Annotated in this window: 11 protein-coding genes; 1 reads left to right on the top strand and 10 read right to left on the bottom strand. The window is 32.7% G+C overall.

The features are described 5' to 3' along the window. Nucleotides 1–44 precede the first annotated feature (44 nt). From Q0820_RS05495 to Q0820_RS05480, 4 genes are all read right to left on the bottom strand, one after another. Nucleotides 45–926, bottom strand: a complete 882-nt coding sequence (locus Q0820_RS05495; RefSeq protein ID WP_298485877.1) for an AraC family transcriptional regulator — start codon at nucleotides 924–926, stop codon at nucleotides 45–47. A 6-nt stretch (nucleotides 927–932) separates the two neighbouring features. Next, nucleotides 933–1,979 (bottom strand): FAD-dependent oxidoreductase, encoded by a 1,047-nt coding sequence (locus Q0820_RS05490; RefSeq protein ID WP_298485876.1) that lies wholly within the window; start codon nucleotides 1,977–1,979, stop codon nucleotides 933–935. Nucleotides 1,980–1,986: 7 nt separating this feature from the next. Continuing rightward, on the bottom strand, nucleotides 1,987–2,259 hold the full coding sequence (locus Q0820_RS05485; protein WP_298485874.1) for a carboxymuconolactone decarboxylase family protein: 273 nt from the start codon (nucleotides 2,257–2,259) through the stop codon (nucleotides 1,987–1,989). Between the two features lie 150 nt (nucleotides 2,260–2,409). Further along, a complete protein-coding gene (locus Q0820_RS05480) occupies nucleotides 2,410–3,159 on the bottom strand; it encodes an SDR family oxidoreductase (RefSeq protein ID WP_298485873.1) in 750 nt (249 codons plus the stop codon). Nucleotides 3,160–3,376: 217 nt separating this feature from the next. On the opposite strand from Q0820_RS05480, the gene Q0820_RS05475 reads away from it, so the two are divergent. Continuing rightward, entirely contained in the window at nucleotides 3,377–3,997 is a 621-nt protein-coding gene (locus Q0820_RS05475) for a pseudouridine synthase (protein ID WP_298485871.1), read from the top strand. Here Q0820_RS05475 and Q0820_RS05470 read toward each other — a convergent pair. From Q0820_RS05470 to Q0820_RS05445, 6 genes are all read right to left on the bottom strand, one after another. Beyond that, nucleotides 3,966–5,102, bottom strand: coding sequence for an MBL fold metallo-hydrolase (locus tag Q0820_RS05470; protein WP_298485870.1), 1,137 nt, complete (start codon nucleotides 5,100–5,102; stop codon nucleotides 3,966–3,968). The two genes, Q0820_RS05475 and Q0820_RS05470, sit on opposite strands and share 32 nt — an antisense overlap. Continuing rightward, a complete protein-coding gene (locus Q0820_RS05465) occupies nucleotides 5,103–6,656 on the bottom strand; it encodes an SDR family oxidoreductase (RefSeq protein WP_298485868.1) in 1,554 nt (517 codons plus the stop codon). A 36-nt stretch (nucleotides 6,657–6,692) separates the two neighbouring features. Beyond that, a complete protein-coding gene (locus Q0820_RS05460; protein WP_298485866.1) occupies nucleotides 6,693–8,048 on the bottom strand; it encodes a DEAD/DEAH box helicase in 1,356 nt (451 codons plus the stop codon). 90 nt (nucleotides 8,049–8,138) lie between these two features. Next, on the bottom strand, nucleotides 8,139–9,131 hold the full coding sequence (gene lpxD / locus Q0820_RS05455) for a UDP-3-O-(3-hydroxymyristoyl)glucosamine N-acyltransferase (protein ID WP_298485864.1): 993 nt from the start codon (nucleotides 9,129–9,131) through the stop codon (nucleotides 8,139–8,141). A gap of 158 nt (nucleotides 9,132–9,289) precedes the next feature. Continuing rightward, nucleotides 9,290–10,843, bottom strand: coding sequence for a DEAD/DEAH box helicase (locus Q0820_RS05450; protein ID WP_298485862.1), 1,554 nt, complete (start codon nucleotides 10,841–10,843; stop codon nucleotides 9,290–9,292). A gap of 179 nt (nucleotides 10,844–11,022) precedes the next feature. Continuing rightward, entirely contained in the window at nucleotides 11,023–13,563 is a 2,541-nt protein-coding gene (locus Q0820_RS05445) for a sugar-binding domain-containing protein (protein WP_298485860.1), read from the bottom strand. Between the last annotated feature and the right edge of the window lie 66 nt (nucleotides 13,564–13,629).

Below are 13,629 nucleotides of genomic sequence, written 5' to 3'. Positions count from 1 at the left end.
TCTAGAATTTTAGGATAAATAACCTCGTGTAAAAGCTCACGAGGTTATTTATTTGTTGTTTTTTCTAAAAGATTTCGATATTCTGTTGGAGATTGATTCATGTGTCTTTTAAAATATTTTACAAAGTACGACACATCGTCAAAACCAAGTTTATAACCAACTTCATTTACTTTTAAGGATGTGAACGCAAGTAAACGTTTTGTCTCTAAAATAATTCGCTCGGCTATTAAAGCAGCGGGCGATGTATTTGCCATAGTTTTGGTAATAGTAGTTAACGTTTTTGTAGATATATTTAAAATAGAAGCATATTCTGCAAGCTTATAATTTTGATTATAGTACTCTTCAATAAGTTCTTTAAATTGAATGTATTGATTTGTATATGGATGGTTTAAACCAACATCTGATGTGTTTTCTTTATTATGAACACGCTCTAAAATAACTAGTAAAGACTTCACTAAAGACCTTATAACTTCTTGATATCCAAAAGCATTTTCATTATTTAGCTCCAGATTAATTAAATCTATATAGGAATTAATTAAAGTAAGAGAGGCTTCTTTTAAACAATATGATGGTCTTTCATAATTATTAAACACTTGGTATTTTAAAAAAATATCTAAATCGGTAGGCCTAAAAAGACTGTCATTAAAATGTATTAAAACACCTTTATGTCTTGCTTCAGCATCAAAATAATGAATTTGATTTTTATTGATAAAAAACAATGAATTTTCTTTTACAGGGTAGCCATTAAAATCTATATAATGGGTGCCTCCTGTATTTTGTATCCATATAATTTGATAATAACTATGTGAATGAGCCTTTAAAGCATGTGTACCACTATTTTCTAAATAGGTTTCTAAATCATATACCCCAAATTGTAATTTTTCAGGATTTTCTTTATGTAAGTGGTATTGCTTTATTTTGCTCATTCTTCATTAGAGTGTTTCTTTCATTATTATTTTAGCTGCTTGTAAACCGCTATACACAGCACCTTCTAAATACCCCCCATAATGAGCAGAAGTTTCTGTACCCGAAAATAGTAATTTGTTATTAAAATAGGTGGTATTAAACACTTTATTACCATATTCAGGGCTCATGTATACAGAGTTTAGGTGTTGGCATGAGGTGCATCTATCTTTAGACCAATCTTTTTCTATATAGTTTGTATACTCTCTTATTTCTTCTCCTAAATAGGTTTCTAAGTAGGAAAGAATACGCGATTTTCTTTTTTCTGAAGATGTACCTCTTAAACCTTCATTAACAAAACCCATTAAACTAAATTCCGTATTATTTGCATTAGAATGGTCATATAATTCTATAACAGGACCAATTTGCCCAATAACAGTACCAGATAAGTCTTTCTCTCTCCAAAAAGGAGTTTTAAAGGAAATACCTACTTTTATAGCATTACTCATCCATGTATGTGTTCTATCCATTACTTTTTTAAGCTTCTCTGGCAATTCTGGTTCGTAAAGTAATGCTGTGGCCAATTTTGGAGGAATAGTACTAATTACTTTAGATGCTATAAAATGGTTTGTATTTGTTTTAACTACAATAGTATCCTCTTTTTCTGTTAGCTGTTTTACTTTGCAGTTATAATTTATTTTATCTTTTACTTTTTCCGCTAGTACATTTATTAAAGAGGTAGAACCACCAACAATTCTTTGTGCAGACGGAGCAGAACTATCTGTTTTAAAATAATGTGCAGGAGCCATGGAATTATATACTAGCACACTTTTACCAGCACTGTATTGATTAAAACTAGCAATATTAAGTTCTTTAAGCAATTGTGATAAATATACATGATGCCCTTGAAACCAAGTAGCACCTATGTCTATACCATTATTGGTAAACACCCTACCTCCTATTCTATCTCTACCTTCTAAAATAAGAAAGTCAGACTCTCCAGCTTGTAACAGTTTATTAGCTGTTAGTAAACCAGAGACTCCGCTTCCTATAATAACAAATTTTACTCTTTTCATGCAAGTCTTACATAATATGTGTACCATGAACTACTGCTGCACCTGCCCGTAAAGCTTCTGCTATAAAGGTGACTTCAGCAAGTTCTTCTTTTGAGGCTCCAGTATCTACAGCCTTCTTTTTGTGTATTTCTAAACAATAAGGACACTGTGTAGTTAGCGCTACTGCTATAGCAATTAATTCTTTAAATTTTTTAGGAATAGCACCATCTTCTAATGCTACTTTATCAAACTCCTGAAAAGCTTTCATTGCAATTTCTGCATTTTTTCCTAAATCGCCCAATTTACTCGATAATCGAGATTTAAATGCTCCGACGCTTGCGTCGTAATAAATGCTAATTCTTCATCTACTACCTCGTGGGATTACCCCGAGGTAGTTTACTTAAATGATTCATGCTGTACATAGTCCTGTATTTTATAGTTTTATAAGATGTTAATTTCTACCAGCCATTACTCCGCCATCGGTATCCCAAATGGCACCAGTTACCCAAGCAGCTTGGTCCGACAATAAATAATTTATAGTATTGGCAACATCTTCAGAAGTTCCTATTCTACCAATTGGATGAAAAGCATGAAATCCTTGTAAAGCTTCATGAGCTTCTTCTTTTCCTCCAAACACACTTTCATAAACAGGAGTTTGCACCACTGCAGGAGATACTGCATTTACTCTAATATTACTATCAGCAAGTTCCATTGCTAAATGTTGGGTAAAGCTATGTAAACCAGCTTTTTGCATAGAGTATGCGCTAGAAGGAGTTGCTTTTACTGCCTGTTTAGCCCACATAGAGCCAACGTTTACAATTGCTCCTCCTTTGGTTGCTGTCATCTTTTTTGCTGCAGCTTGTGTAATAAAAAAGAAGCCACGATTTAAGTCTAAATAACGATTGTAATCCTCCTCGGTATGGTCTAAAAAAGCTTTAGGACCAAACACTCCAGATGCATTTACTAAATAATCTAAATTATCTAGTTTGTCAATGGTACTAATAAGTTCTTTAACATCGTTAGAATTTGTAATATCAACTTTATGCGTTTCTAGTGAACCATCTTCTTCATTGGCAAAATTTTTAAGTTTTTCTTCATTAGTACCTACAACGTGTACGTGAACCCCTTGTGATAGTAATATTTTAGCTGTAGCTTTTCCTATTCCACTACTTCCTCCTATAATTAATGCACTTTTTTTCATACTATTTTGTTTTATTTTTATACTGCAAAATTAGAAAAAGAGATAAGTGCTCCTACGGTATTATAGAGAGTAACTAGGGTAATTTTAGGAAATAGTAGTATTTGCTTATCCAATTTATTTTAATAATTGTAAGGCAAAATTGCTTCACAAAATATAAATGTAGATTTTTAAAAGCGTGTTATATTATTTTAATTGTTGAAATTTGCTGCTTTAATTTATGGTACATAAAGAAGATTTTATTTTAAAACTATACAAGCCTTATGGTGTTCTTAGTCAGTTTATGTCTAATAACGAAAAGCAAAGCAGAAAAAAACAATTTTTAGGAGCGCTTTATGATTTTCCTGATGGAATTATGCCTGTAGGAAGGTTAGATGAAAAATCGGAAGGTTTATTATTGTTAACTACAAATGGTAAATGGAGCGATACTATTAACCAATCAGGAATTGAAAAAGAATATTTAGCACAATTAGATGGCGAAATAACAGGCGAGGCTATTACCAAACTTGCAAAAGGTGTAGAGATAGGTTTTTCTGGCAAAAAATATACAACAAAGCCATGTAGTGTTCAAAAACAAATAGAAAACCCAGAATTACCATTACCAAATTCTGCCATACGATTAGGGAGGCACCGTCCAAATTCGTGGATACGTATCATCATAACAGAAGGAAAATTTAGACAAGTACGTAAAATGACAGCAGCTGTTGGTTTTCCTACCCTTAGATTAATACGTGTTAGAATTGGAGATGTGCATTTAGAACAAATGAAACCTGGCGAAGTTACTCTAGTAAAAAATTCTACTTTGCTTACTATTCATTCTTCCACCAAAGAGAATTCTTAGGATTTTTGTCTAAAAAAATAGGTTCTCCAATTTTAGGAACTATCGTATTTATTTTTAGTTCATTGGCTTTGTTTAAAATTCGCTCTACAGGATCTGTCCATGAATGCATAGCAAGTTTAAAAGCTCCCCAATGTATTGGCATTATGCTTTTTGCTTTAATATCTATACCAGCTTGTGCAGTTTCTTCTGGCATCATATGAATTTCACTCCATAATTCATTATACTGTCCGCATTCAAGTAAACCTATATCAAAAGGACCATATTTATTTCCAATATCTTTAAAATGAGGGCCATAACCACTATCGCCACTAAAGAATATGTTTTCTGTTGCAGATTGTATTATCCAAGAACTCCATAAGGTAGCTCCACGGTCATTAATACCTCTACCAGAAAAATGCTGTGCAGGGGTACAAACTAATTTTAAATCGTCTAAAGTATTTTCTTGCCACCAATCTAGTTCTGTAATATTTTCTTTAGACACGCCCCAGGCTTGTAAATGTGCACCAACACCTAAAGGTGTATAAAAGTGAGCAACTTTTCCTTTTAGTTTTTGAATAGAGCCATAATCTAAATGATCATAATGGTCATGAGAAAGAATAACAGCATCAATCTTTGGTAATTTTTCTATTTCTATAGGCAACTCTTTACTAAACCTATTATTTCCTAACATTGGGTGTGGTGCAGGCACCTTTCCAAACATTGGATCTATTAGGATATTTTTAGTATTCATTTGCAATAAAAAAGTAGAATGCCCAAACCAAACTAGTCTAGTTTGCTCCTTATATTCTGCAATAGCAACAGAATCTATCTTTTGAACAGTTATATCTTTTTTAGGAATTGTGTTGGGTTGCGGGCTAAAATATAGCTTTAACATTTTGGTAAAATTGCTAAAACTCATATTCATTTTTACATCCCCTAAATTTATAAAAGTCCCTTTTTTATAATTACTAGAGGCTGTAAATTTTTCTTTTTGAGCTTTGGAAGGAGTACCTCCAAATTCTGGGCTTAAATTCACAAATAAAGCCACGCCAATACATATAACCACTAGTATTATTCCTATAACTGTAAGCATACGTTTTAAAAATTTAGATACTATTTTTTTCATTTACCAATCTATTGGATGGTAATCTTTTAAAAACTTACCGGACCAGTGTTTGCCAGTATTTATTCCATCAATTAATGGATCCATTACTCTAGCTGCCCCATCTACAATATCTAAAGGAGGCTGAAAATCGTGTAATTCTTCTTTTTTCTTTGCTAATTCTACCGGGTCTTCATCGGTAACCCAACCAGTATCTACAGCATTAATATAAATACCATCTTTAGCAAGACTACCAGCAGCAGTATGCGTAAGCATATTTAAAGCGGCTTTTGCCATATTGGTATGTGGATGCCTATCTTCCTTAAAAAAACGATGGAATTTACCTTCCATAGCAGAAACATTAATAATATGTTTTTTACCAGTATTGTCTTTCTTCATTACTTCAGATAAACGATTACAAAGTACAAAAGGAGCTACGGAATTTACTAATTGCACTTCTATCATTTCGGTAGTTTCTATTTCCCCTAGTTTAAGCCTCCAGCTGTTTGTTTTTCGTAAATCTACCTGTTGTAAATCGGCATCTAATTCTCCTTCAGGGAAAACTTCTTGTGCCTGCAAAGAATTGTCAAAACTATAGGGTATTTGCGATAATTTTGCAGAAGCACGAATACCAATACCTGGTTCCGGGCCATGCCACGTTACGGGCATATTTTGATTAGGAGAAGCGGTAGTTCTTAACTGCTTTAATTCTGCTAAACAATTGGTGTGATCTTGTAATAAATCTGCAGCATACTTTGGTAATTCCTCTATAGCTAACTCTTCATTAGGCATTAGGTGTTTATAAAAACCTGCGGGTCTACGAACAGTTTGTGCAGCATTATTTATTAAAATATCTAAACGTTCATATTTTTGTTCTATAAAATTACAGAAGATTTCTACACTTGGAATATGCCTTAAATCTAATCCATGTATTTTTAATCGATGTCCCCATTGCGTAAAGTCTTCTTCTTTAGAAAAACGTAAGGCAGAATCTACAGGGAAACGTGTGGTTGCTACAACGGTTGCTCCCGCACGTAAAAGCATTAGGGTAATATGATAGCCAATTTTTAGTCTAGAACCGGTAATAACAGCTACTTGCCCTGCTAAATCTGTGGTTTGAAAACGTTTTGCATAATTAAAATCGCCACATTCGGTACACATAGTATCATAAAAATGATGTAATTGTGTAAAAAGTGTTTTGCATACATAGCAGTTTCTAGGTGACTCTAATTCCTGCAAGTCTTTTTCTTTGAGTTCTGCTTCTGGTAATAGCTTAGGAGCTACAAAAACTACGGATTCTCTAGCACTACGGATTCCGGTTACTTTACGAGCATTTTTATCTCTTGCAGCCTGTTTCCTTTTTTGTGCTTTTTTGGCATCTTTTTTTCTTCTAGAAAACTCTTCTCTATTAGGCCTAGATAATTTACCCGAGGCTTTTAATAAAGCAGTTCTTTTTTCCTTAGAAATTTCGAAAATCTCATTGGTATTATTAATTAAATGTTCTAGGACAGAAATGCATTTATCTATTTCGGACTCACTAATACTATTAGGGTTTTCTATATCTTTTTTATCACTCATAAAATATATCCAATAAAACTATTTAAAATTAGAAACTTATTTACGTTTGTTTCTTTTGTTATAGTTTTTATCTCCTTTTGTTTTTCTCTTTTTGTACTTATTTTCTATGATTCTTTTGTAAGACCCTCCTTGGTTAGTTTTCTTGTTTTTTTCTGATTTCTCATGAAAACTTGGACCTGGAGCATCTTCATCCCTTATTTTAATAGGATTGTTAGGCTCCATTACTTTAGGCTTTTCCTCTGGAATTTTCTTTTCAGAAATTTCTATATGTTCTGGAAAGGGAATGTTTGGAATAGAAAAATCCATAAGACTCTCTATTGCCTCTTTATCTTCTGCTTCTTTTGGAGTGTAAAACAATAAAGCATTTCCTTTTTTCTCTGCCCTACCTGTTCTACCAATTCTATGAATATAATTTTCAGGAAAAGATGGGGTGTCAAAATTTATGACATGAGATATTTCATCTAAATCTAAACCACGAGCCATAACATCTGTAGTTACCAATATTCGGTTTTTACCCTCATCAAACTGGCGAATAGAACGTATTCTATAATTTTGTGTTTTGTTAGAGTGAATTAAACATATTTCTTCACTATATATATCTTCTAAAACAGCAAACAAACGGTCTGCACTTTTCTTATTAGAAACAAATACTAACACTTTATGAAAAACTTTAGCATCTTGAAGAAGATCTACTAAAAGATTGGCTTTGGTATAAAAGTTAGGAACTTCATAACAATTTTGTGAAATGTTTTCTAATGGCGTTCCGCTTAATGCAACAGACACTTTCTGAGTATCTTTAAAAAAATTGGTTATTAGGTTTTCAATTTCATCGGTCATTGTTGCCGAGAACATAATGTTTTGCCTTTTCTTAGGAAGCAAATCCATAATATTTGTTAGCTGAAAACGGAAACCTAAATCTAGCATTACATCTACTTCATCTATCACCAATTTTTTAATCATTTTAAGCTGTAAAGCTCTACTTAGAACCAAATCATATAAACGGCCAGGTGTAGCTACAATAATATCTGTTCCCTGCATTACTGCCATTTTTTGGGTATTTATATTTGTGCCACCATACATAGCAAGGATTCTTACATTCTTATATTTGGTAAATTTTTCAATCTCTTCTACTACTTGCAAGACAAGTTCTCTAGTAGGAACTATGACTAAAACTTTAGGATGAATATCTTCTGAATACGGCAATGTATTTAGCACAGGAAGCATATATGCAAAGGTTTTTCCTGTTCCAGTTTGCGCAATACCAATCATATCTTTACCAGACATAATTACTGGAAAAGCTTTAGATTGTATTGGTGTTGGTTGGGTAAACCCCATGTCTGCAATAGCATTGCGTAATGGTGTTCCTATTTTAAAATCGTTAAAAGATTGCATACACTAAATTTTTGCAAAGATAGCTACATTATAGTGCAAGTTTACATAAATAAAAAGATATAATAGTACCTGATTTTAAACCCTTTAAGTTTACTTATTTACTAATCTTCTAAGCGCTACCCATTGTTTAAGCATATCTCTAGAATCACAAGCGGGATACCCTAAAACGGTTTTCCCAGCAGGAACATCGCTAACGACACCAGAACCAGCACCTACTTTTGCGCCAGCGTGTATGGTGGTATGGTCATTTATAGAGGCACTACCTCCTATAATTACACCATCTCCTAAAGTTACAGAACCCGCAAGTCCGCTACTTCCGGCCATGATGCAACAACGTCCTAAAACACAATTATGGCCTATTTGTACTAGATTATCTATTTTACAACCATCTCCAAGAATAGTAGAGCTAAATTTGCCTCTGTCTATACAAGAATTAGCACCAACTTCTACATAATTACCAATTACAACATTACCAATATGTGGAATCTTCACTAAGCCTTTGCCGTCTTCACTTGGTCTGTAACCAAAACCATCTGCTCCAATACTTACATTGTTATGAAAAATACAATGCGCACCAATTATAGAACGTTCTCTAATTACGGTTCCAGACCAAATTGTAGTATTTGCACCAATTTCAGAATCGTCAAAAATACTAACATTAGGATATACTATTACGCCTTCTGCAATTGTAACATTTTTTCCAATATAACTATTTGCTCCAATTTGTGCGCCTTTACTAATAGTAGCTGTTTTATGAATAACAGCTGTAGGGTGTATTTCACTTTCAAAAACAGGTGGCTCTGGGCTAAAAACACCTAATAGTTTAGCCATTGCTAAATCTGCACACTTTACTTTAATAACCGCTTGATTATCTTTAGGAGCTACATGGATGTTTTCACTAACTATGGCAGCACAAGCTTTAGAGTCTTTCCAAAGTGCTGTGTGTTTTTTACTCCCAATAAAAGTTATTTGATTTGGAGTAGCGTTTTTTAATTGATTTAGACCTGTAATTTTTTTTAAAGTATCTCCTATTAATTCACCAGATAAAATAGTATTTATCTCTTGAATACTGAATGCATGCATATGGTAGTTATTGGTTATTTTTTAACTGAAAACATGAAAATTACGTAAAAAATATCCTAAAATGTCATTTATTTAAAAAAGATGTTAGAAAAGTGACTAAAAATATAAAAGCTCCTTTAAAAAGATTTAAAGGAGCTTTTATGTTTTCTACAGAAAAATTAATCTTCTGGTGGATAGCCATGAATCTCTTCAAAGACAGTATCAAAGTTTGCTCTTAAATAAGCATTTAATTTCTTTTTGTAATCGTCTTTTAACCAATGTAAAAAATTAAAAGTACTTCTACTTATGCATTTAGCATAGGTTTGTATTCTATTGTTTATATCTTCCGTAAGTAATTTAGCTAAACCTAAGGCATCATAAACATCTTCACTGTTTTCTATACAAATATATGCGTGTTGGGCAATAGACCGCTCTAAAACAACTTTAGAGGACTCTCCATTAGAAGTTGCACTAATATAAGTTGCTTTTACATCAAAATAAACCTCTTCAGACTTAGAGAATTCTGCTCTAACCTCTTCAGACATTTCATGCCTAAAGTTGGCTTCTATATCCTCATCATCCTGCAATCTATCCATGTAGAAATTAGGATTGTTAAATATAGTTTGCCAATCTAAATCTGCTCCCCATGGCCCAAATCTGTAATAATTGTTTCCTAAATCAATAACCTTAAAAGAAGATTTGTTATTTAAGATACGAGAACCACGCCCAATCATTTGGTAATATAGGGTAAGAGATTTTGTTGCTCTATTTAATATAATAGTATCTATTGTAGGCTCATCAAAACCAGTAGTTAAAATACTAACCGATGTTAATACGGCATCTGGTGTTTCTTTAAACCAATTAAGAATTTCTTTTCGTTGTTTTTTTGTAGCAGTATTATCTAAATGTCTTACCGCTATACCTGCAGCATCAAAAGTGTGATATACATGTATAGAGGTATTAATACCATTATTAAAAATAAGTGTTTTTTTACCTTTAGAGTGCTTCTTATATGCATCTAAAAGCTTTTCTAACATAGCTGGGCTAGAATATAAATCTTCGGAAGATTTAACGGTGTAATCTCCATTAGAACCAACTTCCAAAGAAGTAAGTCCCATATCATACTGAAAAACCTCTGCTTTCGCTAAAAACTCATTTTCTATAAGTGAACCAATACTCTCTCCTGCAATTAGTTCATCATAATTATCTTTCATTGGTAAGTTCTTGTTAGAACTTAGCGGTGTTGCTGTTACACCAAGTATAAAAGAATTATTAAAGAACTTAAATAATTTATTAAAAGAGTTGTAGTGTGCTTCATCAATAATAACTAATCCAACGTCCGATATGTCTAACATATCATCATTTAATCTGTTGTTTAAAGTTTCTACCATTGCCACAAAACAAACGTATTCATCTTGATCATCAAGGTTTGCAGTACTATTAACCACTTTGTTTACTACCCCAAAGCTTGTAAGCATTTTAGAAGTTTGGTTACAAAGTTCTACACGGTGTGTCATTACTAAAACCTTCTTATTGTGGTTTTTTAAGTATTGCCTAACCAGTTCTGAAAATATTACTGTTTTCCCTCCACCTGTTGGTAGTTGGTAAAGAAGATGATAATCATCGGGAGCACTATCAAATTTTTCAAAAACTTGTTCAATTGCTCCTTTCTGATAGCTATAAAGTTCTTTATCTGTCTTTTTTTCTTGTACTTCGTGTGATAAGTTTGCCATACCTTTCATTTCTCGGGACTGCAAAACTACGGCCTTTTATAGGGTTTTGCGCAATTTTTCGTTAAAAAGTCTCTACCTTTTTGTTTAAATGTCTAAAAATTAAGACTATTGGTAGTTTCCTTCTCTGTAATTTTTAGGTAACTATATCTGAAAACCTTTTTTTGTATTAAGTGGTATAATTAGTTTGAATTAATGATAATTTCTTGATTTCCATAAAGTTCAGATTTGGCAATGACTTTAATTTTACCAGATTCTTTTGTAGACTGTATAATTGCAAGACCATGTCCTTTTGCTGTAACTATTGTATTAGATTGAAAATCTTGAATATTTTCTCTTGCACCATTATCTACACCTAGTAATGTAGCAGGCCCTTGAATTTCAAATTCAATTTTTGTATTTTCAGTCTTTACTTCTCTACCTTTTTCATCAACCAATGCAACAATTAAATGAGAAACATCATAGGCATCAGATTTAAGGGTAGTTTTATCTGCGGTTAAAGTAATGGCAACTGGTTTAGTGGTTGTTTGTATTTCTGCCGTAATTTCGCTTCCATCAAAACCTGCTTTTGCGGTTAGAGTACCAGCTTCATAAGGCATAGTCCATCTAAATAAACGGTCTGGGCTTTCAGACATGCTGCGTCTTCCAAGAGAACGACCGTTAATAAATAATTCTACAATTGAATAGTTAGAACATACTTCTACCACTACAGTTTCTCCTTCTTCATAATTCCAGTGCATATTGGTATCTCTCCATTTATATGCTGCAGCATTTTCTGGTAATTGCTGTGCAGAGAAGCCATTTTCTTTAAAACCAGATTTTGCTAAAGGCAAAGTTCCAATAGATATGTGTGGTTTGTTTACCCAAATACTTTTAAAGTAATTCCATCCTTGGAGTTTAAATCCAGCTAAATCTAACATATCTCCCCATCCACTTTTGGCAGGCCAATCTCCATCACGTTCTCCCATATAATCTATACCAGTCCACATAAAAATGCTATATATTCCTGGGTTTTCAATTACTTGTTTCCAATCATCCCATGTACCTGGGTTTTCATTTATTGTAATTTGTTTATTAGGAAAATGTTCTAGTGCCCAAGGAATATCTTTATTTCGGTAACTAAATCCAGCTATATCTACAGCATCGGCATAACCACTAACAAGACTTGTTTGTGGCACAACTAAATTTGCCGTAGTTACTCTACTAGGGTCTAATTCTTTAATCCAACCATTTACTTTTTTTGCTGTTTCTGCTAAAATATACTCTCCCTTTTCAGAAGCATCATATCTTTTTTTCATTTCTTCAGGACTAAACATAGGGGCACTTCCCCAGTATTTACCAGATTTTTGAGGGTCGTTAGGGTCTTTCCAAAATCCAGTAACATATCTATAATGTAAATAGGTCCACTCAATTTCATTACCTACACTCCATTGAAAAACACTTGGGTGGTTTCTGTCTCTTAAAAGCGTACGAGTTAAATCGCTTTTACCCCATTTTTGAAAATGTTCTGTATAGCCACGAGAAATATAATCATCATGTCTGTCATGATAGTTTTGTCTCTTATCTTTTGGGTAATCTAATTCATCAAAAACTTCATTCTGAATTAATATCCCCATTTCATCACATAAATTCAAAAATTCTTCAGAAAATGGGTTGTGAGATGTTCTTATTGCATTTACTCCAGCAGCTTTTAAAATTTCAAATCTACGTCTCCAAACCCCTTCAGGAACAGCCGCACCAACCAAACCGCCATCATGATGTATGCAAATTCCTTTTACATCTGTATTTACTCCATTTAAATAAAAACCAGATTTTACATCAAAGTGTAAACTTCTTATACCAAAGGGAGTAGTATACTCATCTACTATTTCTCCATTTTTAATAATAGAAGTAACAGCCTTATACATATTAGGGCTTTTAGTATCCCATAATTCTGGATTTGAAACTATTATTTCTTGATTAAAAGTGCTTTTAGAACCTGTTTTAAGTTTTAATTTACTATCACTTTGTATGGCTACTTGATTTCCTTTTTTATCAAAAATTTTAGTAGATAGTGTAAATTTATGATTGTTTTTTTCCTTATTTTCAACGGTAACAGCAATAGAAACTTTAGCTTCTTCTTTACTGATTTCTGGTGTAGTAAGATAGGTTCCCCAAATAGGAATATGCAATTTATTAAGAGTTACTAATTTTACGTTCCTATAAATACCACTACCAGTATACCAACGGCTATCTACATAACGAGAATGGTCTACATGAACTGTTAGAACATTTTCTTGTTCTTCCTCATTTAAAGCATCTGTTATATCAAAATATACAGGAGAATATCCATAAGGGTTTTCACCAAGTAATATACCGTTTAACCAAAATGTAGCATTATTATACACTCCATCAAAAAGGATATAGGTATTCTTTTCTGATTTCTTAGCAGAGGTTTTAAAATGTTTTTGGTACACACCTACTCCTCCAGGTAAATATCCTGTTGCTCCTTCTAGAGATTCACTAAAAGACATTTCTACACTCCAATCATGTGGTAATCTAATGTCTCGCCAATCTTCATCATTTAAAGGAGTTTTCTTAAGTTTGGTGGTATCTTTTTGTAATTTAAATTTCCAATCAAAATTAAAATCTATTTCTCGCTGGAGGTTAGTTGTTACTTCTTTTTGAGCATAAGAAGATATCGCAATTAATAAGGTTACAACAATTGGAACTAATTTTTTCATGAATAGTATAATTTTTAAAAACGTGAATTTACAATTCAGTTATATTATAAAACAAAAAAGGTAGTA

Source organism: uncultured Maribacter sp. (genome assembly GCF_947495965.1).
Taxonomy (GTDB): Bacteria; Bacteroidota; Bacteroidia; order Flavobacteriales; family Flavobacteriaceae; genus Maribacter_B.
The sequence above is the reverse complement of the archived record's forward strand: the minus strand, read 5'-3'. Positions and strand labels throughout refer to the sequence as shown.

What these genes read in the sequence shown, in the direction of transcription:
- Q0820_RS05495 (WP_298485877.1), bottom strand. Translation starts at nt 926, where the DNA reads ATGAGCAAAATAAAGCAATACCACTTACATAAAGAAAATCCTGAAAAA.
- Q0820_RS05490 (WP_298485876.1), bottom strand. Translation starts at nt 1,979, where the DNA reads ATGAAAAGAGTAAAATTTGTTATTATAGGAAGCGGAGTCTCTGGTTTA.
- Q0820_RS05480 (WP_298485873.1), bottom strand. Translation starts at nt 3,159, where the DNA reads ATGAAAAAAAGTGCATTAATTATAGGAGGAAGTAGTGGAATAGGAAAA.
- Q0820_RS05475 (WP_298485871.1), top strand. Translation starts at nt 3,377, where the DNA reads ATGGTACATAAAGAAGATTTTATTTTAAAACTATACAAGCCTTATGGT.
- Q0820_RS05470 (WP_298485870.1), bottom strand. Translation starts at nt 5,102, where the DNA reads ATGAAAAAAATAGTATCTAAATTTTTAAAACGTATGCTTACAGTTATA.
- Q0820_RS05465 (WP_298485868.1), bottom strand. Translation starts at nt 6,656, where the DNA reads ATGAGTGATAAAAAAGATATAGAAAACCCTAATAGTATTAGTGAGTCC.
- Q0820_RS05460 (WP_298485866.1), bottom strand. Translation starts at nt 8,048, where the DNA reads ATGCAATCTTTTAACGATTTTAAAATAGGAACACCATTACGCAATGCT.
- lpxD (WP_298485864.1), bottom strand. Translation starts at nt 9,131, where the DNA reads ATGCATGCATTCAGTATTCAAGAGATAAATACTATTTTATCTGGTGAA.
- Q0820_RS05450 (WP_298485862.1), bottom strand. Translation starts at nt 10,843, where the DNA reads ATGGCAAACTTATCACACGAAGTACAAGAAAAAAAGACAGATAAAGAA.
- Q0820_RS05445 (WP_298485860.1), bottom strand. Translation starts at nt 13,563, where the DNA reads ATGAAAAAATTAGTTCCAATTGTTGTAACCTTATTAATTGCGATATCT.